This is a genomic window from Paenibacillus camerounensis (assembly GCF_000723885.1).
Lineage (GTDB): Bacteria > Bacillota > Bacilli > Paenibacillales > Paenibacillaceae > Paenibacillus_AQ > Paenibacillus_AQ camerounensis.
This window is the reverse complement of the sequence record NZ_CCDG010000042.1, coordinates 21,889-44,163: the sequence shown is the minus strand read 5'-3', so window position 1 is coordinate 44,163 and position 22,275 is coordinate 21,889. Positions and strand designations below refer to the sequence as shown.

18 protein-coding genes are annotated in these 22,275 nt (G+C 43.5%); 15 read left to right on the top strand and 3 right to left on the bottom strand.

Going from position 1 to position 22,275, the window contains the following annotated elements:
• Position 1 precedes the first annotated feature (1 nt).
• Positions 2-2,182 (bottom strand): sensor histidine kinase, encoded by a 2,181-nt coding sequence (locus tag BN3772_RS16645; protein WP_042200862.1) that lies wholly within the window; start codon positions 2,180-2,182, stop codon positions 2-4.
• A gap of 250 nt (positions 2,183-2,432) precedes the next feature.
• On the opposite strand from BN3772_RS16645, the gene BN3772_RS16640 reads away from it, so the two are divergent.
• From BN3772_RS16640 to BN3772_RS16600, 8 genes are all read left to right on the top strand, one after another.
• A complete protein-coding gene (locus tag BN3772_RS16640) occupies positions 2,433-3,452 on the top strand; it encodes a carbohydrate-binding protein (protein ID WP_042200861.1) in 1,020 nt (339 codons plus the stop codon).
• Between the two features lie 121 nt (positions 3,453-3,573).
• Positions 3,574-4,536: a helix-turn-helix transcriptional regulator gene (locus BN3772_RS16635; protein ID WP_042200860.1), complete on the top strand. Its 963-nt coding sequence runs from the start codon at positions 3,574-3,576 to the stop codon at positions 4,534-4,536.
• 71 nt (positions 4,537-4,607) lie between these two features.
• Positions 4,608-5,228, top strand: a complete 621-nt coding sequence (locus BN3772_RS16630) for a type 1 glutamine amidotransferase family protein (protein ID WP_042200859.1) — start codon at positions 4,608-4,610, stop codon at positions 5,226-5,228.
• A gap of 619 nt (positions 5,229-5,847) precedes the next feature.
• On the top strand, positions 5,848-6,396 hold the full coding sequence (locus BN3772_RS16620; protein ID WP_244444768.1) for a restriction endonuclease subunit S domain-containing protein: 549 nt from the start codon (positions 5,848-5,850) through the stop codon (positions 6,394-6,396).
• The gene (locus BN3772_RS16615; RefSeq protein ID WP_042200857.1) at positions 6,389-9,598 is read left to right on the top strand and encodes a type I restriction endonuclease subunit R; all 3,210 of its coding nucleotides are present in this window, start codon (positions 6,389-6,391) and stop codon (positions 9,596-9,598) included. The genes BN3772_RS16620 and BN3772_RS16615 overlap by 8 nt, the downstream gene beginning before the upstream one ends.
• 43 nt (positions 9,599-9,641) lie before the next feature.
• Positions 9,642-10,643, top strand: a complete 1,002-nt coding sequence (gene rhuM, locus BN3772_RS16610) for a RhuM family protein (RefSeq protein ID WP_042200856.1) — start codon at positions 9,642-9,644, stop codon at positions 10,641-10,643.
• The gene (locus BN3772_RS16605; RefSeq protein WP_042200855.1) at positions 10,640-11,869 is read left to right on the top strand and encodes a restriction endonuclease subunit S; all 1,230 of its coding nucleotides are present in this window, start codon (positions 10,640-10,642) and stop codon (positions 11,867-11,869) included. Before rhuM ends, BN3772_RS16605 begins: the two co-directional genes overlap by 4 nt.
• A gap of 159 nt (positions 11,870-12,028) precedes the next feature.
• Positions 12,029-13,627 carry a type I restriction-modification system subunit M gene (locus BN3772_RS16600; protein WP_042200854.1) on the top strand — a complete coding sequence of 533 codons (1,599 nt, stop codon included), beginning with the start codon at positions 12,029-12,031 and terminating at the stop codon, positions 13,625-13,627.
• A gap of 481 nt (positions 13,628-14,108) precedes the next feature.
• Here the strand turns inward: BN3772_RS16600 and BN3772_RS31745 are convergent, their stop codons facing one another.
• Positions 14,109-14,474: an IS630 family transposase gene (locus tag BN3772_RS31745; protein ID WP_086074617.1), complete on the bottom strand. Its 366-nt coding sequence runs from the start codon at positions 14,472-14,474 to the stop codon at positions 14,109-14,111.
• Positions 14,475-14,596: 122 nt separating this feature from the next.
• Here BN3772_RS31745 and BN3772_RS16590 point away from each other — a divergent pair, with 122 nt between their 5' ends.
• Both BN3772_RS16590 and BN3772_RS31740 read left to right on the top strand, forming a co-directional pair.
• Positions 14,597-15,475 carry a hypothetical protein gene (locus BN3772_RS16590; RefSeq protein WP_042200853.1) on the top strand — a complete coding sequence of 293 codons (879 nt, stop codon included), beginning with the start codon at positions 14,597-14,599 and terminating at the stop codon, positions 15,473-15,475.
• 251 nt (positions 15,476-15,726) lie between these two features.
• A complete protein-coding gene (locus tag BN3772_RS31740; RefSeq protein ID WP_157643607.1) occupies positions 15,727-15,942 on the top strand; it encodes a DUF2357 domain-containing protein in 216 nt (71 codons plus the stop codon).
• 190 nt (positions 15,943-16,132) lie between these two features.
• On the opposite strand, the gene BN3772_RS16580 is transcribed toward BN3772_RS31740, so the two are convergent.
• Positions 16,133-16,360, bottom strand: coding sequence for a helix-turn-helix domain-containing protein (locus tag BN3772_RS16580; protein ID WP_042200852.1), 228 nt, complete (start codon positions 16,358-16,360; stop codon positions 16,133-16,135).
• Positions 16,361-16,564: 204 nt separating this feature from the next.
• Here BN3772_RS16580 and BN3772_RS16575 point away from each other — a divergent pair, with 204 nt between their 5' ends.
• The 5 genes from BN3772_RS16575 to BN3772_RS16555 all read left to right on the top strand — a co-directional run bounded on the left by BN3772_RS16575 (position 16,565) and on the right by BN3772_RS16555 (position 21,915).
• Entirely contained in the window at positions 16,565-17,065 is a 501-nt protein-coding gene (locus BN3772_RS16575) for a hypothetical protein (protein WP_042200851.1), read from the top strand.
• A 245-nt stretch (positions 17,066-17,310) separates the two neighbouring features.
• Positions 17,311-17,895 carry a nuclease-related domain-containing protein gene (locus tag BN3772_RS16570; protein ID WP_244444767.1) on the top strand — a complete coding sequence of 195 codons (585 nt, stop codon included), beginning with the start codon at positions 17,311-17,313 and terminating at the stop codon, positions 17,893-17,895.
• A gap of 83 nt (positions 17,896-17,978) precedes the next feature.
• On the top strand, positions 17,979-19,001 hold the full coding sequence (locus BN3772_RS16565; protein ID WP_052380549.1) for a restriction endonuclease: 1,023 nt from the start codon (positions 17,979-17,981) through the stop codon (positions 18,999-19,001).
• A gap of 159 nt (positions 19,002-19,160) precedes the next feature.
• Positions 19,161-19,490, top strand: a complete 330-nt coding sequence (locus BN3772_RS16560) for a nucleoside triphosphate pyrophosphohydrolase (protein ID WP_042200849.1) — start codon at positions 19,161-19,163, stop codon at positions 19,488-19,490.
• Positions 19,471-21,915, top strand: coding sequence for a DEAD/DEAH box helicase family protein (locus BN3772_RS16555; protein WP_042200848.1), 2,445 nt, complete (start codon positions 19,471-19,473; stop codon positions 21,913-21,915). The genes BN3772_RS16560 and BN3772_RS16555 overlap by 20 nt, the downstream gene beginning before the upstream one ends.
• The last annotated feature ends 360 nt before the right edge of the window (positions 21,916-22,275 follow it).

Sequence of the window (22,275 nt, the reverse complement as noted above, 5' to 3'; positions counted from 1 at the left end):
GTCACCTTTCTGCTGCTCCAATACAAGGCAGCGCTACATAGAATATCGACCCCGTCTTGCCGTCGCTCTCCGCCCAGACGGTCCCGCCATGCGACTGTACAATTTCCCGGCAGATTGCCAGCCCTAGTCCGCTGCCCTCCACACCCTTGTCCATGCCCGGCAGGTCAACCCTGTAATTGCGGTCGAAGATCTGCTCAAGCTGCTCCGGGGGAATGCCGGTGCCGGAGTCCTGTATGCTAATGATTGCACAGCGGGCTTCTGTCTCCTTTGCCTCGTCCACGGTTAGTGCGAGACGCACCAGCCCTCCGCTGGAGGTGAACTTCATTGCGTTCGACACCAGATTGAACAATGCCTGCTCTAATCTTTGGGCATCCATCCGGACAACAGGCGAGTCAGGCTTGTGATCATTCTCCGTAGATCCAATCTCCTCCGTATGTCCGTTATCCAGTAAGAAATCCAGCCCCGTGTCACGCACAACCAGCTCGTATTGCTCGAAGAAACCGCGCAGGAAGTCCATCACCCGCACCGGCTCCATCTGATACGCTACCTGCCCTGTCTCCAGATGCGAGAGGAAGGATAATTCCCCGATCATGCGGTTAATCCTTATCGTGTTATCCCGGATATACTTCAGGTACTGTTCATTGCGCTCCGGCTTAACCATGTCCATCACAGCTTCGACATAACCAAGCATGCTGGACAGCGGCATACGCAGATCATGCGTAATATAGGCAAGCAGCTTTTTTCTGCCCTGCTCGGATTGAAGCAGCCGCTCATACGACATGCGGAGATCCCCGTGAGCTGCGGATAAGGCTTGTGTGCGATACAATACAATCTGCTCCAGACTGGAATTCATCTCAGTGAGCTTGTTGTTAGCCTCCTGCAGCTCACGGGTAATCCGCTCTTCGTTCGTTGCCGCCCTCGTAAATCTTGAAGACAGCAGAACCAGCTGGGCAATCGTAAAGATCATCAGCCCGAACGGAGAGGTATTACCGATAATTGACCATTCATTGAAATATAAAAAATCGTTGATCACCGTAACCAGCGCCACCACCGACACAAGCAGGAAGATCAGTGCCCCCTCCATACGCCGCATGGCTGCCGCAGCCAGCCCAACCATCAGATACGCCATTTGCAGCACAACGATGACCCCAATCAGCACCAGCATTTTTGAATAGAGGAGTGCAGGGGCCAGTACAACAACCAGGCAAAGTGCGCCGGTTGCGATACGGGTGCTAAGCCGAAACCACCTTGACACATAATTCGGAAAAATGCATTCAAAGTACTTGGTGATAATATAACCGCCGAGGCATAACGTCAGATACTCCAGCTTGAACTGCAATTCCCACGGGAAATGGGGAAACCATTGGGTAAGCAAGAGCTCGCCGTTCAGCAGGGACCGGATACCGAACAGCACGGTGAACAGACCGAAGTAGAGTGGAGCCCTGTCCTTGCGCCGCAGCACGAATAACATCATGTTGTACAGGCCAACTACCAGCAGGCTCGCGGTTATGAACATCTCTGAGGCTACCTTCAGCTTAGCCCTGGCCGCCAGTACATTACTGCCGCCCAGCCCGATTTCCTTGGTGATGCCGCCCCGCTTATGATGGAAGTTCGATACCTGCATAACCAGCTCTACTGTATCGTTCTCCGGCTGGAAGAATACCAGTTTCGTTGCCAGACGCGGAGTCATACTGCTCTTGTCCTCGCCCACCACACCAACCTCTTCCAGCAGCTTACCGTTAACCCATAATCTATACGCATGAAAAATACTAGGCAGCTCAAGAGCAAGCTGCTCATTCCGATCCTGCCCGCTAAGCCGGATGACCAGCCGGAAGGTGGCATAGCCTTCTCCGCTCAGCGCTTGACCCTCCAGCCTGTAGCCTAACCAGGACTGGGGAATATTGATATACCGGTCAGCCGTTTGTCTTCCTGCCAGCCGGTTATGTATATCCTCCGGTGAGAGCAGCTCCTGCCAGTAGAATGCCCATTCCCCCTGTAGCTTTACCGGCTGCTTACTGATAGAATGCTGCGTCAGATCCAGAAAGCCTTGTTCGCTATGAAGCTTGGGAGTGCCTGACGGTGCAGACAGGATGGCATAGCTTGCGGCCAGACCAATAATGACGGCTACAGCTATACGAAGCAAGATAGTACGAGAACCGGTCCGGAGAATCCCCCTCAGCATGATGTCGACCCCAATCTACAAAATTCGCTATAAATAAGCTGATTAATACAATGATAGCATCATTTAAAGGAGGCTGTGTTAAATACCAGAATTTAAAATTTTCTTTAACTTTCATTAGCGGGACCTATGAATGGGTCCTGGGTGATTACGAAGTTTATGGAGTATGGAATGATTTTCACAAACGGCAATACAATAGTCCTGTGGATCGGCTTATCGCCGAAACCGGTAAATGAAATAAAGGAGGCTTCAGATGTTGAAAAAAGTTCCCGCTAGAGCTTTATCGCTTCTGGTAGTTGTAGCAGTCTTTCTATCCCTGTACTTCACAGGCTTACAGCCGGCAGACGCGGCTGCCAGAGGTGCGTGGGCACCAAATACTGCGTATGCAGTAAATGATACAGTAACCTATAGCGGAAGTACGTATACGTGCCTTCAGGCTCACACTTCACTTACAGGCTGGGAGCCGTCTAATGTTCCTGCATTATGGAAGAGCGGAGGAGGAACAACAACACCGACACCAACGCCAACGCCGCCTCCGGCAACAAACGGAGCCATCTTCTATGCAGATATCAATTACGGCGGCAAGGCAGTAACGCTTGGAACAGGCAACTATACACTGTCTCAGCTGAATGCTGCTGGCATTCCGAATGACTGGATGTCCTCGCTCAAGGTTCCCGGCGGCTGGACGGTTGAAGTGTATGAGAATGATAGCTTTGGAGGCACCAAATGGACCTATACGGCCAATTCCTCCTGGGTCGGCGACAATGTCAATGACAAGATGAGCTCGGTTAAGATCTATATCGGTTCACCGCAGACTTCTGTAACGAAGCCTTCTGAGGTTCCGAGTCAAATCTGGACCTATGTAATGAATGTAGACAATAAATTCGGTAAAGGGGGAGACTTTGCTCTATTGCTAAGTGCGGTTATTAAGAAGGAGAGCAGCTTCGGAGCAGGTCTGCCGGGCAGCCCGTCAGCCGGTGACGGCTTGATGCAGGTAGAACCGAACACACGTAATGCCTATCTATCTCAATTCAGCGCCAAATTCGGCCGCAGCTATAATCACAGCAGTGAACAGGATCAGGTAGCCTTAGGCGGACTGATTCTGGATGAGAAAATTTCCAGGTTCGGAAGCATCTATAACGGATTGCTGCACTATAACGGAGGGGACAACTGGTATCCGGGTGCCACCGATTCCTACGGCCGTCCTATTCTGGCCGATCAATATGCAGGTGCCGTTTATGCTACCTATCAGGGGTACGGCGGCAAGAATTAATAGAATGGCACGAAGACGCCGGGGGAGCTCCCTTGGCGTTTTTATTTTTTATAAGCTGCGGCGGGGGACGTTGTGAGGTACACTGATTCTAGCAGATTGTAAGAAAATGAGGGCTTATGTGATGCCAAAACAAGATAATATGCTGGCCATCCTATGGATGCTGAACTCCGGCGTGAAAATAACAGCGAAGCAGCTCGCGGAGAAGCTGGAAATTAATATCCGGACCGTGTACCGGTATATCGATGCATTATGCGCCAGCGGAGTGCCTATCATCTCCGACGCGGGTCATAACGGCGGGTATAGCCTGCTCAGTAATGTGATTAGAGCACCGCTGCTGTTTGATATGGAAGAGAAGAAGGCGCTGCTGCATGCTGCTCTTTTTGCCAAAGAAGCCGGACATCCTATGAGTGACGTACTGGACAATGCCGCAGCAAAGCTGAAAATGTATTCGAATCAGGAGCAGGAACAGATGCTTAACCGCCATTTAGCCGGCTTTGAAGTCATAAACCGTACAGCGCCTGCTTCTGTCCAGCCGGTGCTCGCGGAATTGGAATGGGCGGTAGCCAATGAGTGCTCTGTAGAAATAGCTTACCGCACAGGCCGTGAGGCGCATGCCAAGAACAGAGTGATCGACCCGTATGGGATGGTCTACTGGAATAACAGATGGTACACGGTTGCCTTTTGCCGCTTGAAGCAGGAGCTCCGCAGCTTCCGGGCCGACCGGATTCTGACGATCAAGCGTACGGCGGTGAACTTTAAGCGCTCGGAGGGTTTCTCAGCCCGCGACAGCTTCCTGCATCATCTGCTGCCTGAGGTAGAAGTCAAGGAAGAATGGATGACTGTAAGGATAGAAGGCTCGCCAGATGCGCTGGACGACCTGTGTATGCACTGGTTTCTCGGGCACCATCTGAAGGAGCGGACAGCGGGTCAGGCGATCTTTACCCTTGAGGAGGAGAACGTTCACAGGTATGTCCCTTCTTTTCTGTTGCCGTATGGGAAGTCCATTCAAGTAATGGAGCCGCAGAGCTTAAAGGACAAGCTCGTTGCTACTGCAGCGGAGCTAATGGAATATTATCAGCAGTAACAGCTTCACTGACAGCGGATGTCAGTGGAGCTGTTTTATTATGGAGATAATCAATGAAGGGGGAATTACAAATGAAGAATACCGTATATCTGTATGTGTGCGACACCATGGCGGACTGGGAAATCGGGTACCTGACTGCCGAGCTGAACTCGGGAAGATACTATAGGAAGGGGCAGGCCTCGAATAAACTAGTCACGGTAGGGCTAGACAAGAAGCCTATAACTACAATGGGTGGTTTGAAAATAATGCCTGACCTCAGCCTGCAGGAGTGCAGCTTTATAAGCGGCGATCTTTTGATTCTGCCGGGTGGAGAGACATGGACCGAAAGCATTCACGGGCCCGTCCTGCAAGCCGCAAAGAGATGTCTGAAGGAAGAGGTATGGGTCGCAGCGATTTGTGGGGCTACAATCGGGCTTGCCCGGACAGGCCTGCTGGATTCACGCGCTCATACAAGCAATGATCTGGAGTATCTGAAAATGATCTGTCCCGCGTACACAGGTGAACAGCTCTATAAACCGCAGCCTGCTGTAACGGACGGGAAGCTGATTACTGCATCTGGAATAGCACCGCTGGAGTTCACTGTTCATGTCCTGAGAGCGCTGGATGTGTTCATGGAACAAAGGTTAGAGGCTTGGTATAAGCTGTATAAGACTCAGGAGCCTAAGTATTTCTATGAGCTGATGCTGAACTGATTTTGCGGAATATGCCGGAGATGGGAAGACGTAAAATCGTCTGCGAAGTTACTAAGCAGGGTTGTGCCCAACTAGATTCCTGGTTAGCGCTGCCGCCTGAGGTATCTGGGTGCTAACTTTGCTGTCGTAAAGTGACGGCTGTTGTCATCTACTTCTAGATCGTTCGCGGGGGAAGCAGTGAGCTTGGAGCTATATCCCGGGCTTCTGCTAATTCTTGCTTTGGCGCTTATGAACACTTTTTCAGAGGAAATCATTTTTCGCTTCTCCTTCGTTGCCTGGTTCCTAACCAAATCAATGCTGGAGACGCGAGGATTCTTCTGGGCGCTGGTGATTCATTTTCTGCAGGATGTAAGTATTATTAGTGCTTTGTTTATGAGATAGGTGGCTTGAGCAGGATTGGCGGAATGGTGCGGGGGAACCCGGGGCCAGGAGGCTGGTCCTCTTTTTTTATATATAGCTGGCTTTCTATGTCTATATCAATTCTTTTTTAAAAACGTAATTTTGTGAAATTAAAAAAACATCATTGTATTTTCGGGAAAGATCATATAAGATATAAATATAAATTAATTTAAGAAAGGCACGAAATGAAATGGTGAGATTAGAGGATGTAGTTGAGTTTGTGAGTGGTTCACCACAATTTAGGATTAAAGAATCATCTGAGGATACAGCACCACTGTACACCTATTATGGACAACTTAATCTTGAGGAGGATTTGAATGGTATTGGATCTAATGGTAACGATGGCAAACAAGTACGGACATTTGATAAGGTCAATACGCTATGTCAAGGTGATATTGTTTTTAGTCTGATATCCGGAAAATCCACTATCGTTGGCGTGAAGCATCAAGGGTATCTATACACTCAAAACTACATCAAGCTAGTAACGGGTAAACAGTTTGATTCAAAGTATCTTGTTTTCATGCTCAATGAAGATCAATCCATTAAGAGACAATTTCATATGGGTTTGCAGGGATCACAAGTTCTAAAATACACGCTGAAGCAAGTGAAGGAACTGGTGCTGCCGGTCTTGCCAATGATAAACAAGCAGCGGTTAATCGGGGAACTTTATTTCAACCACTTACGGTTGGAGGCATTAAGAAATAGAGTGACACATTTAGAAACTACAATAGCACTGGAGAAACTCAGGGGGGCAAGTCGTAATGACTGAGGATCAATTTGAAACGGAATTCATTCAATACCTTACAAATGGCGCAATTACAAGATCAGAGCATTTTGAAGGGGCAAGCAACGTTGTTGTCAAAGAAGCAAATGTAGATTACATAGTAAAAACAAAACTTTGGAAGCATGAACCGCATATTAGAACTACATCACAACTCTGGGATAACTTCAAAGCAATTCTGGAACAACATAATCAGAACACGCTGGATCATCCTTTAAGCGTTGTGGAATTTAATCAGGTTAAGAAAATAATCTCAGGCATCCAGACACCATACGAAGCGGGACAGTTCTTGTATGGCTTAAATGGAGTGTCGCAGATTGAGATCGATTTGGACGATGGACGTCATGTCTTTCTTACTGTTTTTGATCAGAAGCAAATAGGAGCTGGGGATACCGTCTATCAAGTGGTCAATCAAATTGAACGGCCACCAGTCATCACTGGCAAACAACATCGCCGGTTCGACACGACGCTTCTAATTAACGGTTTACCGATTATTCAAATTGAGGAGAAGCGTGATACGCGTGATGTGAATGAAGCACTGAATCAAATGCAGCAATATGCGGATGAACAACAGTATCGTGATATTTTCTCTACCTTGCAGATTTTGGTAGCCATCACACCAAACAATGTGAAATACATGGCCAATACCACATCAGATAAGTTTAATAAGGACTTTGCGTTTAATTGGCAGCGCAAGAGTGACAATACGATCGTACGCAACTGGAAGGAATTTGCGGATTCCATGCTTTCCATTCCTATGGCGCATCAAATGGCTACCAATTACATGATTTTGGATGGCACAAAGAATAAACAAATGCTGAAAGTGATGCGTCCTTATCAAGTGTATGCGACACAGAACGTAATTGCGAGTTTGAAACGGGCTGACTTTGAACTCGGTATGAATCAAATTGGCTATATCTGGCACACTACCGGATCTGGTAAGACCATTACAAGTTTCAAAACAGCTTGGCTTGCAAGCCGTATGCCCAAAGTAGATAAGGTTGTCTTTGTCGTAGATCGAATTGCCCTAACCAAACAAACTAATGAAAATTATAAAGCCTACGATCCGGATGCGGCAGAAGACACACTGGGCAGCGTTCAAAACACAGATAACACAAACGATCTGAGCCGTAAGCTTAAAAGTAAAGATAACGGCATTATCGTGACTTCCGTTCAAAAGCTGGATACGTTGGTCAAGCGCAAATCTTTTAAAGCTCCAGACAAGAATATAGTATTTATCGTCGATGAAGCACACCGATCAACAGGCGGAGAGTCCTTTAAGAATATCCAGAAAGCCTTTAAGAGATCGGCTTGGGTTGGTTATACCGGAACTCCGATGTTTGATGAAACCACAACTGGGCTGCGAACAGAAGATATTTTTGGGCCGCTATTACATGCCTATACCATTCGCGAAGCGATCGTTGACCGCAATGTCTTAGGCTTTAAGGTTGATTTTGAGACAACAATTGATGAGAAGCAGATGAAAGAAAAATATCTTCCTGCGTTTTACCGTGCACGTTATTCAAAATGGACGGAAGAACAAATTCAAAATAAAATCAACAATCTCTCTCAGGAAGATATGGATGATGCGGTGGAACCCAGTTTCTATGATGAAAATCCGGATCACATCAAACTGGTCGTGGAAGATATATTCGATAATTGGCGTAACCGTTCTAATGAAGGTAAGTATAATGCTTTGTTTACGACTCACGTGGGCGGTGGAAAAGCAAGTACGCCAATGGCGATGATGTATTTTAACGAGTTTCAACGGGTCAATGAAGTAAATAGAGGGAGCGGTGGACAGACTTTAAAAGTTGCCGTTACCTTCAGTCAAAATTCATCGAATAATGATAGCATGCTTGCTACCAATCAAGGATTATTCGATGCCATTCAAGCTTATAATGCTGAATTTGGTACCTCTTTCGGAATGGAGGATATTTCCGGCTATACCCAAGACGTGACTTCACGTCTAAATAAATCGGCCACAGATAAGAAATTTCTTGATTTGGTGATCGTGGTGGATCAATTATTAACGGGTTTTGATGCGCCTGAACTGAACACGCTGTATGTAGATCGAACTTTAAAAGGTGCCGGGTTAATACAAGCTTATTCACGAACGAACCGGATTGCGGATATGCAAGAGAAACCATGGGGACGTGTGGTTAATTATCGATGGCCTGCGCACAACGAGAAGCTGATGAATAAAGCGCTCGCTGTTTATGCCAATAAAAACTCAGCTATATTGTCCGTTGATGAACAACGAGGATCTAATCAGGAAGACGGAATTATTGCTAAACCATTCGAAGAGGTCTTTAACGAAGTGAAACAAGTTGTTGGGAAATTAAGTAGTTTAACGACGGAGTTTCAGCAGTTGCCGCCTTCTGAAAAACAAAAGGACTATATGCTTGATCTGCTCCGTGAATATAACAGAGGAATGGCTAAATTAAAACAATACGATCCCGAAGAAGTGGATGGTGAAAAGATCGGATTTAACTATGACAACCCGGATGAGCTGATTGAGAGCTTAGGGATGACTTCAGAGCAAGAAGTCATGCTGACAACTGTATTGACCAATGAGCTTAAATCTCATATTTCCAAAGAGAAGAAAATCCCTCTGCATCAAATTGAATTGCGGATGACACATGTGAAGGATGTTAAAGTAGACTACGATTATCTTACTGAACTTGTAGAACAGCTATTGAATCAGGTTCACGAAGGTAAGCATGAAGAAGCCAAAGAGACGCAGGAGAGAATCAACCAGTTCGCGAATGGATTGGATGATCGAAACTATGCGACCAAGATTATGAATGCGGCTGTAGCAATCATCCAAGGCCATTTCCCACCTGCGGGTGTGGACCTCAAGTATCCAGTAAAGCTTAGTGACAGTGAACAAATCATCCAGCAAGCGAACCATGTTAACCTGGATCGAAAGTTTCTCGACTTCAGGGTGAAATGGGGAATTACCGATATTATTACCAGTGCCGGGATGCGCGAGTTATTTAGTCGCCATCGCTATGGCTTGCAGGACCTGGATGATACCGGTCAAATCCGTGACATTATCGCTCAAGCTAGTGCTAACTACCAGACACTTGCTCATAATGAAGGCGTGCAGTCTTTGCCTAAGATGAAGTATCGAAACAGCTTGCGCGATGCGATTTACGAACTGGCGGATGATTTGGCTGAAAGGTAAGCAGGTCCAGCGATTCAACGAAGCCTATACAGTGGAGGTTGTTATGAACGAAATACAATTTTTAATGTATGATGCTGATGAGAAGGTCGAAGTCCTTGTTCAAAATGAAACGATTTGGGCAACTCAAAAAACAGTCGCCGAATTGTTCGACGTCGATAGAACATCCATTTCACGTCATTTGAAGAATATTTTTGAAACGGGAGAGCTTGTTGAAAAAGTGGTTAGTGCAGAAATTGCACATACCACTCAACATGGTGCAATAGAAGGAAAAACACAAACAAAGCCAGTTAAATATTATAACTTAGATGCAATCATCTCAATTGGCTATCGTGTGAATTCGCAAAAGGCAACAAAATTTCGTATATGGGCAACGGATGTCTTAAAAGATTATATTCAAAAAGGCTTTAAAATTGATGTTGAACGTATGAAACAAGGACAGAATGTATTTGGCAAGGATTACTTTCGCGAGCTGATTGAAACCGTTCGTTCCATTCGGGCAAGTGAACGACGGATCTGGCAACAAATATCAGATGTCTTTGCTGAAATATCATATGACTATGATAGGAACTCGGAGATTACCAAGAAATTTTATGCGACCGTTCAAAATAAGTTTCATTATGCGATCACAGGCAAAACGGCTGCTGAAATTATTTATGAACATGCTGATAAAGGCAAAGAGCACATGGGGCTTACTTCTTGGAAGAACTCGCCCGAAGGTCGTATTTTACAATCTGACGTATTCATTGCAAAAAATTATTTATCTGAAAAAGAAATTCGCAGTTTGGAGCGCAACGTATCCGCATACTTTGATTATGTTGAGCGTCTACTCGAAGATGAGGTTTTATTAGGAATGCAGGATTTTGCGAAAAGCATTGATGAATTCTTAACATTTAATCGCTATGAGATTCTGGTTGGAAATGGGCGTATTTCACAAAGTACAGCTAAGGAAAAGGCTATCGGCGAGTATAAAGAATTTAACAAGCATCAAAAAATTGTTTCGGATTTCGATAAAGAAATCAAGAGAATACAGGGAGAGCAGAAATGAGCGACAACAAAGAAAATGTACCTAAAATAAGATTTCCTGGATTTACTGATGCTTGGGAACAGCGTAGTCTATCAGAGCTAGGAAATTTGAATAGAGGTAAATCAAAACATCGACCAAGAAATGATAAAAGGTTATACGGTGGGAAATATCCCTTTGTACAGACTGGTGATGTAGCATCTGCAGGTTTATATATAGATGCTTATACTCAAACATATAATGAGTTTGGTATTCAACAAAGTAAATTATGGAATGAAGATACATTACTAATAACAATAGCCGCTAATATAGCAGAAACAACAATCCTTAAAATTAAAGCAGCGTTTCCGGATAGCATTATTGGCTTTGAAACTATCGAAAATAATGTGGTATTTATTAAATTTGCACTTGATAGAATTAGTGACAATTTGCGCTCTAAAGCCGAAACAAGCTCACAGGCAAATTTAAATCTTGCTAAACTATCAAATATTGATTTTTATATTCCGAGTAGGATGGAACAAGATTTAGTAAGTAAGTTTTTCAAACAACTAGAACACCTCATCACCCTTCATCAGCGTAAGTTACATAACGCAAAAAATTTGAAGGCGGGATTGTTTCAAAAAATGTTCCCAAAAGATGGCGAAGATTTTCCTGAAGTTCGTTTTCCTGGTTTTACTGACGCTTGGGAACAGCGCGAGTTAGGGGATGTATCAGAAAGAGTACGAGGAAACGACGGAAGAATGGATTTACCGACTCTAACTATCTCAGCAGGAAACGGTTGGCTCGATCAAAGAGAACGTTTTTCTGGAAACATAGCAGGAAATGAACAAAAAAATTATACCCTTCTAACTAAAGGTGAGCTTTCTTACAATCATGGTAATTCAAAATTAGCTAAGTATGGTGCGGTTTTTGTATTAAAATCATACGAAGAGGCCCTTGTGCCTAGAGTATATCACAGCTTCAGAGTAACCAAAGAAGCCTCAGCAGACTTTATAGAATATATGTTTTTAACCAAAATTCCTGATAAAGAACTAGCAAAGCTAATTTCATCAGGTGCTCGTATGGATGGACTTTTGAACATTAATTATGATGATTTTATGAGTATTAAGATTACTATTCCCAAAGTTGAAGAGCAAATCAAAATAGCTGAATTCTTTCGCATAGTTGACCACCTCATTACTCTTCATCAGCGTAAGCTGGAGCGCTTGCAAGAACAGAAGAAAGCACTGCTGCAACAGATGTTTGTTTAAGGATGTTTATATGCTTGCCATGGAAAGAAGTCCTATGAAGTTTACATGAAGGGCATCGACGCAAGCAATCATTATGAGGGTTGTAACGTATACAAGATAGGGAGTCTCAAAAATGAGTACTAAATTTGGCAATTGTATATCTGGGAGGAAAACATTAATATGAGCAACAAACTACAAACCATTACAACAAAACTCTGGGCGATGGCTAACGAGCTTCGCGGCAGCATGGATGCTGCAGAATACAAAAACTACATTTTAGCTTTTATGTTCTATCGTTATCTGTCCGAGCATCAGGAGCAGTATTTAATTAGAAATAATGTCCTTGATGTTGCCGCAGGCGAGTCGATCAATGAAGCCTTTTTAGAACAAGCGAAGGGTGAAGATTTGAACGATTACCTGGAAGATATCTCTGCGAGCTTAGGTTATGCCATCGCACCGCTTGATACATGGGCCTCTTTGGTTGAAAGAATTGATAACAGCATGGTGATACCAAGTGATTATCAAACGATGTTTGACAACTTCAATAAGAACGCCGAATTAAACAAAGAAGCCGCAAAAGATTTTCGGGGTGTTTTTAACGATATTAACCTTGGAGACTCTCGTCTTGGTTCCTCTACTAATGAACGTGCGAAATCGCTAAACCGCATTGTGAAGCTGGTTGATGGTATTGAGTATAAAGGTGAAGATGGCCAAGATATTCTTGGCGCGATCTATGAATATTTAATTGGTCAGTTTGCAGCAAGCGCAGGTAAAAAAGGTGGAGAGTTCTACACGCCGCATGAAGTTTCTATTATTTTGGCTAAGTTTGTAACGGAAGGAGTAAAAGAATCGGACAAGACCTTTGTAGTGTACGATCCGACTTGTGGATCGGGGTCATTGCTCTTAACTGTTAAAGGGGAGTTACCTAATGGTGATAAGCCCGGAGCAATTAAGTTCTTTGGTCAGGAAAAGAATACGACAACCTACAACTTGGCTCGCATGAACCTGATGATGCACGGTATTTCCTTCAACAACATGACGCTGTCTAATGCGGACACGCTTGAAAGTGATTGGCCCGATGGACTGGATGCCAAAGGAATAGACCACCCGCGCTCTTTTGACGCCGTGGTTGCGAATCCTCCGTATTCTGCTCATTGGGACAACAGTGAGACGAAGTTGAAAGATCCACGATTTAGTGAATACGGTAAACTGGCTCCTAGAACCAAGGCGGATTATGCATTCATTTTGCACAGCTTGTATCATTTGAATGATACGGGAACCATGGCGATTGTATTGCCGCACGGTGTCCTGTTCCGTGGTGCAGCAGAAGGTGCAATTCGCCAAACAATTATTGAAAAAAACTATCTTGATACCGTCGTAGGGCTACCTGCCAACTTGTTCTATGGTGTAAGCATCCCGACTACAATTCTAGTATTCAAGAAAGATCGTAAAACAAGAGACGTCTTGTTTATTGATGCCAGCAAGGAATTTGAGAAAGGCAAGAATCAAAACAAACTTACAGATAACAACATCAACAAGATTATTGATACGTATCAAAATCGTGTAGATGTTGATAAATACGCCCATGTAGCATCGCTTGAAGAAATTAAAGAGAACGAGTTCAACTTGAATATCCCTCGCTATGTGAATACGTCTGAAGAAGAAGAATCCATCGACCTTGATGAAGTGATTATGTTACTGGAGCAGGACAAGCAAGAAATCGCTGAACTTGAGGCTAAGATCAATGAACAGTTAAGGGTTTTAGGTATAAACGTATAGTGATTTGCTGAGAAGAGTCAAGGATGTTTCTTGACTCTTTTTTGCTTTCGCTTAGGAACAGCGTGAGTTGGATGATATAGTTCATACTTTTGTATTGATTGCTCGTGTAGGTGCAAATGCAGTGATTTATATAGATACTCTGGAAACGTGAAAATAAGCGATAATACATTATCTTTGAAAGGAAAGAATTTGGATTTTGTTTTCAACTCACTGGCAATGGAGATGCCTGTAAATGTATTATTTCTTCTGCAAATTATTCTTGTTTCCATCTTTTTGTTTTTCTGAGATCATGAATACGATTACCGACGCTTTCTGGTAAACATTACAGACTATTAAAGACAACTTGAACATATTTAAAATTGAGGGCAGTCGAAGTACTGGAGGTTCGGTAATTATATAGAACGTGATTAAGCTTATAACCTGACGAGGAGACGATCTATCATTTCTAATGGATGCTTGTTGATTCATTTCATGAACTGACTTACATGAAGTCTAATCTTATAGAATTTTTCGAAAAAATGTTGTTCACTACGTCAGCTTTGAGCCATAGCCAAAGTCCTTCAACGGGGTTAAGGTTTGGGCTGTAAGGGGGGAGAAAAACAAGTTGCAGACGCGGATGCTCCTTTTGAAATAGTTGAAACTCTGTGGCATAGTGAATCCGACTGTTGTCCACAATTAAAGCCATTTTTCTATTGGGATAAGCGGAGAGAAGATTCTGTAAGAACAGAATAAAAGTGGCAATGTTCGCTTTTTCTTCTTCTTGGTAATTAATTTGATCCGTTTCATAGTTAATGACAACGAATAATTTGGCTCTTTCGTGTCTACCGTACGTTGTAGGCTTGCCAATACATACTGATTGTTTTTAGAAAGAATTATAAATATCACAGGAAAAAAATATGCTTCGGCAAGAACTCTAGTACCTAATTTATCAGTTGTTTGAATATTACGTAATGAAATCGGAGTGATAATATGGATACCCAAGAAAAAAAGGTTGTGCATATAGCTATGTTCAGCGGCGGAGCCGGAAGTGCCTTTGTCGCTAACCATATGGTACAAACTTACGGCAAAGAGAATTGTATTTTATTTTTTACAAATACTTTATGGGAAGATGAAGATAATTATCGCTTTATGGAGGAAGTATTTAATCATATTGCGCTGGAAATTACAGAAAGGCTTGATGGGAGAACCCCAGAAGAGGTTTTCTACGATGAGAGATTTCTTGGGAATGCGCGCTTAGCTAAATGTTCAGAGGAACTTAAAGTGAGACAAACCATACTCTTTTTAGAGGATGAACTGAGGAATCAAAAGAATCTAGAGCCAATCCTTTATTTTGGAATTGGTCCCCATGAGAGTCACCGTGCAGATAATCTAAAGGAGTTTTATGAACATTTTCCACTAGATCCAATAGAAACACGTTTTCCGCTAATTGAATTATTCAGAGAGGATCTTGATGCAAAAGGAATCATTCGAGACGAATGGGGAATTCAGTTGCCTCGAATGTATAATATAGTAGAACAACTAGCAGAGGAAGAAAATGATGAAAACGCAAAATTAGCACTGAAATATGGGATAAAGGGATTCTCCCATGCCAATTGCGCAGGCAGATGTGTACGCGGTGGATTTCAGCATTATGCACTTCTATATGCTATCTGGCCAGAAAGATACCGGGAACAAGAAGAGATGGAGGAACGTTTTAGAGCCAGTTTTAAGAAAGATGTATCAATTCTTAAAAAAAATGGTGGTTCCTATACCATAAAAGAATTCCGTGAAGTTATGGAATTGGAAGGGTTTGAAAAATTCTTGTTTAAGGCAGATGCGGATATTCCTTGTGTTTGCTCATTCTCATAAATTTTCTTTAATAAGGTATTAGTACTTAAAAGAGTATCGAATTCCACTTCATATGTCTTGTAAGAGGGGATAGCGTAATTAACTAATAAGCGATTGTAGAGTATGAAAATTAATTATAAAAGTAACTAACTTTCACATTTTCTCATATAATAGATATCGAATTTCTTTTTTCATCAACAGTGATTTGTTTTTTGTGTCTCTTTGGCTATACCCTCGATGCCGTTGAGCGGATCAACAAAAGTCCTAATGACATGAACCATGAATTCATTACCATAGGCAATCGGAGCTACACAGCCACACATTTAATGGGGACGCGGAAGCGCCTCGCCTATGATACGAACGAAAACAGATTCATCCGCTGGATGCTGGAATGTATTCATGGTAAATTGACCCCAAGGGACTTAAGGAGAAGCCTAAGGATGGATGGAACGAGCCTGCCTTTCTGCCGCATATCCTGCAATCCATAGCACGATGCACTGGCAGAACCGCTGAAGAGGTCGCTAAGGCAACTACAGAAACGGCGGCAGAGTTTTTCGGGATCTAGTGATGTTAGCAGATACTTATATTGCATACTGAATGCTTCAAAATGGATGAGTCACTGCGTCCACCTTGGAGCTTTTTTGTGCTTCATAAGAGAGATGGATACCGAGAAAATGGTTAATTTGTATCTTCTGTATCAACCAGATCAATAATCTCTCGAATATCGTCAATTTCTAAAGACTCTGCAATCCTAATAATATGATTAAAGTTAATGCCTTCTCTTTTATTGTTGGCTAATTCGCTCAAAGCAGCGTGTCTAACATCGGATATTCTTGATAACTCTCTTAAAGAGATTCCATGTTTTTTTGTTAATTGAGATATTTTCACGATGATTCTCTTTCCCATAAGAATCTCCTCACTTGTTGGATTCTAAATCTTGACTATACGTATAAGCGTACCGTATAATATTTCTAAGTATGGTACGTATATGCGTAACGATAAACATATTGTTCCTCTTGAAAGTATCCCGTTCCTAATTCGTAGGAAAATTCATTTAAATTTAGTAAATGACGTCTACAGACATAGCTTTTCCAGAAGGGAGGGGTTGTAATGCAGCGTTTGAGTCAGAAATATGAGGAAGAAAAACGCAAGCTGAACGAACTTGGACTGAGATCACTGGAGTTAGGAATTTCATTAAGCGGCAATGAAGCGGTTCAAGCTCAGAGTCGTAAGGTAGATGAACTTATTATTCAGATGTATCAAGAGAAGAACCGGTATTCAGAGGTTTTTCGTTTAAACTTCTGTCATGGAGGAGATGTGGTGAGCTTTCCAGCATGGTTTGTACAAACGATACAAGGCAGATTAAATGAGGTAACCGCACAGATCGAATACCAATCCGAGCCCAGGCTTGTTTTTGAAGAGGAGAGTAAGGCGTTTCAGGCGTTGTTTGACTCCATGGACATTGCACGAATGCCTGAGTTTGAGGACTGGGAGGATAAGCTTCAACTGAAGCTCTCTGTTCTATATGAACGTCTCTATCTCCAAGGATTAAAGGATGGCATGCAGCTTGCCAATGCCTTTACTACTACTCCTTCTGTTCTTTCGGATTAGACAGCAATATCTAAGCGCACGCATACTTTACATTTGGACTGTCTATGCGACAGTCTCTTTTTATGTTTATATTTGGAAGGGATGCATTCCCAGTTTGTCGAATAACCATAAATATTGTAAATCTAGATGATACGAGGTTGTGCTATGTTTAAAGTGCTATTGTCTCTTTTCAAGGAATCCGACGCTAAACCGGCACAGGCTATTCTCACGGCAGCAACTCCCAAAGTTAAGCCAAGGTTGCTGCCGTGAGAATTGGAGAACTGGGTGAGTATAAAATTAATATTCAACTGGACCAGTTACCAAAGGAATGTAAATCGCTAAGCGATCTGTTGCTTCCTAATCCCAAGTCACGAACAGGCTACGCTCAGATTGATCATGTTGTTATTTCTCCGTATTGTTTATTTGTCATTGAGACGAAAAACTACAATGGAGAAATAAAAGGTGGACGATCAGATCAACAATGGTCAGTGAGTAACCGTTACAAGATGTATAATCCGCTAAAACAAAACTATGGTCATATCAAGACCATCGAAGGTCTTGTAAAAGGTATAGCTGAAGCGAAATTTATATCTATGATTTCATTCACAATGAGATGTCGTTTTAGTATTGAGCCGGAGCTGGGGATAATTCGCTCAGATGAACTGGTTGTATATGATGTGGAACTAAGTGAGTACATCTTAAGAAAGCTACTAAGTTTGAAAATGGGAGCTCCTGAGCCTCCTATTACTACGGTGCAAATCCAAAAGATTTATGAGCAATTGGCTCTGGCTAATATCACTGATACAGAGATTCGTAAGCTTCATGTACAGAGAATAAAGGGGATGAGCTAGAAGTAACTGTGAGTTTACCAATCATTGTGCTAATAGATGAGAATTATGATTATTTCATAATTACTTAAAAAGGGGTGCTTACTATGAAAAATATGTGGCTTGTACGAGCAGGAGAAAGGGCATATCTGATTGACGAATTTAAAGAAAAGCAAGCTGTAGCGATTGGCTGGCCGCAATTGGGAAATATAAGCGAAGTGAACACACTGCAAGAAATGAAGAAACTTTTGAAGGCAACGTACCCTGGATATAAAGAAGGAAAGATTAATATTACTGCAGGCCAAATTTTTCGTTTTGTAAGTGAATTTAAGATAGATGATCGAGTGATTACATATAATCCTGAAGAACGTCTCTATTACATAGGAAAGATAAATTCTAATTATGAATTTAAGCCTAATTACATTACTGATAAACCTCATATCCGCAGAATAAAATGGGAGGGTACTGTATCGAGAGATGTTTTGACGGCAAGTACTCGAAATACGCTAGGTTCTATTTTGACAATTATATCTATACCGAATGAGGTTCAAAAGGAATTGCTTCAGCAAATGGTAGCCGGAGAGATAGAAAGTGGCCAACTAAGGAAACAAATAGAGCCTGTACAAGCTGAGACGGAGGAAGAAGCTGAGGAATTAGAGCTAATCAAGGAAGATGTTATAGAGAAGTCTAATGAATTTATAAAGGATAAGATTGCTAATTTAGACTGGGAGCAGATGCAGGAACTTGTTGCAGGCATCCTAAGGGGGATGGGTTACAAGACGCGAATATCGCCTAAAGGACCAGATCGTGGAAGAGACATTCTTGCATCCCCAGATGGTTTAGGGCTTGAAGAACCCAGAATCATAGTGGAAGTAAAGCATCGCTCAGGGCATATGGGAGCTAATGAAATTCGCAGTTTTACCGGAGGATTAAGAGCAGGGGATCGGGGCATTTATGTCTCTACTGGTGGATTCTCAAAAGAAGCCAAATATGAAGGGGAAAGATCTAATATTCCTTTATCTTTAATAGACTTAGATTTGCTCGCGGAATTAGTGACGCAATACTATGATCAATTTGATTCTGAGACACGGACACTAATACCGTTAAGAAAAATATATTGGCCATTGTAAATTTTATGAGAATTCGTGTGCATACACTTCCGTTTATAAGAGTATGGACAGAGAGTTTACTTAGGATTCAATTTTAAAGTAAGTATGATTTATACTAATCTCTTCCATCCCCCGTATGCTACAATAAAACATAACTAACCAGTAAAGGATGGAAGCACCATGCCTGTTTACAATAAGCTTGTCCGGGATCTTATTCCCCAAATCATTCAGTCGAGTGGTAAGGAAAGCCGCACGCGCATTCTGGATGAAGAAGAGTATACCAAAGAGCTGGTCATTAAGCTCAAAGAAGAATCCGATGAATACTTCACAGCCCAAGGACCAAAGGAGTCACTGGAAGAGCTGGCAGATATGCTGGAGATCATCCGGGCACTGGCTGTTGTGCATGGTTCGACGTGGGAGCAGCTTGAAGCGTTGAGAGAGCAGAAGGCAGCAGCGCGGGGCGGATTTCAGGAACGGGTGTATCTGATCGATGTCGACGACAACGCTTAATGTAAAGCTGATTACAGAGAACCTGGCTGACGAGTTAATTGCCGGTATGCAGAATGCATCCGGTATTTTTATAATGACTTCCTTCGTGATGCAGTCCGGTGTGAGGTTGCTTGCCCCTCATTTGAAAAAAGCGATCGAGCGCGGAGCTGAAGTGAAGGTTCTGGCAGGAGATTATCTGTTTGTTACACAGCCGGAGGGTCTGCAGGCCTTACATGATATTGATCCGCAGCTGGAAGCACGTTTGTGGCGGAGTATGGGAACGTCTTTTCATCCAAAAGCTTATTTGTTTGATTATGAGAACGGTGAGGGGCTGCTTATCGTTGGTTCTTCGAACTTCTCTATGTCGGCCATGAGAATGGGGATGGAATGGAATTTAGCGATGAATGCCAAAGCTGAGCCGTATACTTTTCAGGTAGCCTTGGACAAGTTCATGCACAATTTCTATCACGATTCCACGTTACCGCTCAATGAACATACTATAGCAATATATGAGGAAGAGTACCGGTCCTACCATCGTAAAAATCCCGAGTTGATTCGCATGATTACGGAGATGGAAGAGGAAGAGTACCGCACGAACCATACGGGCGATCCCCCGGAGAACCCGGTTTCAACTGGTGAATTAGCTCCAATCCATCCTCGGTTTGCGCAACTGGATGCACTCGATGCATTAGAGCGGACGCTGGAAGAGGAATATGATAAAGCGATGGTCGTTATGGCCACTGGGCTTGGGAAAACCTATCTTGCCGGCTTTTTTGCCCAGCGCTTTGAGCGTGTGTTGTTCGTAGCGCATCGGGAGGAGATTCTCCATCAGGCGAGAAGATCGTTTGAGCGCATCAGGCCGGACAAAACCTTTGGTATCTATAACGGGGCTATCAAAGAGGGGGATGCAGACTTTGTGTTTGCTTCTGTTTATACACTCGGGATGAAAAGGCATCGTGAATCCTTCACAGCAGATCAGTTTGATCTGATCGTGGTGGACGAGTTCCATCATGCGGCTGCAGCCTCGTATCAATCGATTATCCAGTATTTTAAACCGAAGTTTATGCTCGGCATAACCGCAACGCCGGATCGAATGGACGGTAAGGATGTCTATGCGCTTTGTGACGGCAACGTTGCCTACCAGATTCATTTTATCGAGGCTATCCGGCGGGGCTGGCTGTCTCCGTTCCAATATGACGGCGTGTATGATGATACGGATTATTCCTCGATCAGATGGCTTGGCACGCACTACGATGATGAACAGCTGACTGCCGCACAGCTAAAAGAGTCACTGGCCGATAAGATTTATGATGCCTGGACTAAGCATAAGCAGACAAGAACAATTGGTTTTTGTTCGTCTATCCGGCAGGCAGATTTTTTGGTAAGCTATCTGCAGAGCAGGGGCGTATCAGCAGTCAGTCTTCATTCCAAACCTTCAGGAATCACAAGAGAAGAAGCTATAACACTTCTAGTCAGCGGGGAGTTAGAGGTTATTCTAACGGTTGATCTATTCAACGAAGGTGTGGATATTCCTAGCGTAGATACGCTGCTATTTGTCCGCCCGACTGAATCATTAACGATATTCACCCAGCAGGTTGGCCGTGGACTACGGTTATCTGAGCAGAAGACCCACTGCACGATTATAGACTTGATCGGGAATTACCGGAATGCAGATGTGAAGCTCCGTTTGTTCGCCAATGACGGGGAAGCTAAGGGCACTGCCAAAGAAGCGGCTATTCCCTCTATACCGGACGGATGCCAGCTGCATTTGGAGACAGAGGTAGTTAATCTGCTTGATGAATTAGGCCGTAAAAGATTGCCGCATCGCGAACGGCTGCATCGTTCCTTCCTGGATCTGAAGCATGAGCTTGGACGGATTCGCACCTATATGGAGCTTCATCTCTATGGTAGAGCCAACAGCTGGGAGTACCGGAATGAATTCGGTTCCTATGTTGGTTTTCTGATGTGGGCTGAGTGTTTAACCAAGGAAGAAGAGGAATTTTATGTTCAGTACGAAGCCTGGATTCGTGATGTCGAGAAGACAGTCATGACGAAGAGCTACAAAATGATCGTTCTTCTCTATATGCTGGAACGTGGTCCTGACAATTGGGCCGGGCCTGTTACTCCTAAGGAGGTAGCACCATTCTTTCACAGCTACCTTACGGATAAGGAGTACCGGAGAAGAATTGATTTCTCTGATAAGGACTCGAAGAAGCTCTGGGAATACAACGAGCAAGGCGTCAGCCAGCTTATTGAGCGTATGCCAATGACAAAGTGGGGATCAGCCAAAGGCAGTATGACCCGATTCGAGGATGGGCTGTTTAGCCTGAAAATGGAGCCGGTTCCTGAGCATCGCTCTATTTTATACCGTTGGACGCAAGAAATTTGCCTTTACAGACTGCATCATCATTTTGAGCGTAGAGAGCAAAAGCAAGGAGCCATTTAGTAATGGCAATTGTATGGCCTTTATCCTTTCATTTCACATATGCCGAAGCAGTACTTTAAAAAAAGCTCAAGCGCAGCCCCCTGCCCCTGAGCTTTTTTCTTTCTCTCCCCCCTCTGGAAATTTTTTCACCCGTCGTAATACTTTCGCCATGTTCGTTCCGCCGGATTTCAGCGAAGATAGAACCTGTAAGAAGCAGCTTTAACACTTAGCAAGTTGATAACGCCGAATGCGTTCATCATACATTTGGTTCTTATCCGGGCGGGCGTAACGAGGCGGGGATCTCATAAGATCCCGCAGTGCCGGCATGTATGTTACGGTATCCTGTACAGTCCGTTTCGGTAGGAATCCACTTGGGGTTCG

What these genes read in the sequence shown, in the direction of transcription:
- BN3772_RS16645 (WP_042200862.1), bottom strand. Translation starts at nt 2,182, where the DNA reads ATGCTGAGGGGGATTCTCCGGACCGGTTCTCGTACTATCTTGCTTCGT.
- BN3772_RS16640 (WP_042200861.1), top strand. Translation starts at nt 2,433, where the DNA reads ATGTTGAAAAAAGTTCCCGCTAGAGCTTTATCGCTTCTGGTAGTTGTA.
- BN3772_RS16635 (WP_042200860.1), top strand. Translation starts at nt 3,574, where the DNA reads ATGCCAAAACAAGATAATATGCTGGCCATCCTATGGATGCTGAACTCC.
- BN3772_RS16630 (WP_042200859.1), top strand. Translation starts at nt 4,608, where the DNA reads ATGAAGAATACCGTATATCTGTATGTGTGCGACACCATGGCGGACTGG.
- BN3772_RS16615 (WP_042200857.1), top strand. Translation starts at nt 6,389, where the DNA reads ATGACTGAGGATCAATTTGAAACGGAATTCATTCAATACCTTACAAAT.
- rhuM (WP_042200856.1), top strand. Translation starts at nt 9,642, where the DNA reads ATGAACGAAATACAATTTTTAATGTATGATGCTGATGAGAAGGTCGAA.
- BN3772_RS16605 (WP_042200855.1), top strand. Translation starts at nt 10,640, where the DNA reads ATGAGCGACAACAAAGAAAATGTACCTAAAATAAGATTTCCTGGATTT.
- BN3772_RS16600 (WP_042200854.1), top strand. Translation starts at nt 12,029, where the DNA reads ATGAGCAACAAACTACAAACCATTACAACAAAACTCTGGGCGATGGCT.
- BN3772_RS16590 (WP_042200853.1), top strand. Translation starts at nt 14,597, where the DNA reads ATGGATACCCAAGAAAAAAAGGTTGTGCATATAGCTATGTTCAGCGGC.
- BN3772_RS31740 (WP_157643607.1), top strand. Translation starts at nt 15,727, where the DNA reads ATGAACCATGAATTCATTACCATAGGCAATCGGAGCTACACAGCCACA.
- BN3772_RS16580 (WP_042200852.1), bottom strand. Translation starts at nt 16,360, where the DNA reads ATGGGAAAGAGAATCATCGTGAAAATATCTCAATTAACAAAAAAACAT.
- BN3772_RS16575 (WP_042200851.1), top strand. Translation starts at nt 16,565, where the DNA reads ATGCAGCGTTTGAGTCAGAAATATGAGGAAGAAAAACGCAAGCTGAAC.
- BN3772_RS16565 (WP_052380549.1), top strand. Translation starts at nt 17,979, where the DNA reads ATGAAAAATATGTGGCTTGTACGAGCAGGAGAAAGGGCATATCTGATT.
- BN3772_RS16560 (WP_042200849.1), top strand. Translation starts at nt 19,161, where the DNA reads ATGCCTGTTTACAATAAGCTTGTCCGGGATCTTATTCCCCAAATCATT.
- BN3772_RS16555 (WP_042200848.1), top strand. Translation starts at nt 19,471, where the DNA reads ATGTCGACGACAACGCTTAATGTAAAGCTGATTACAGAGAACCTGGCT.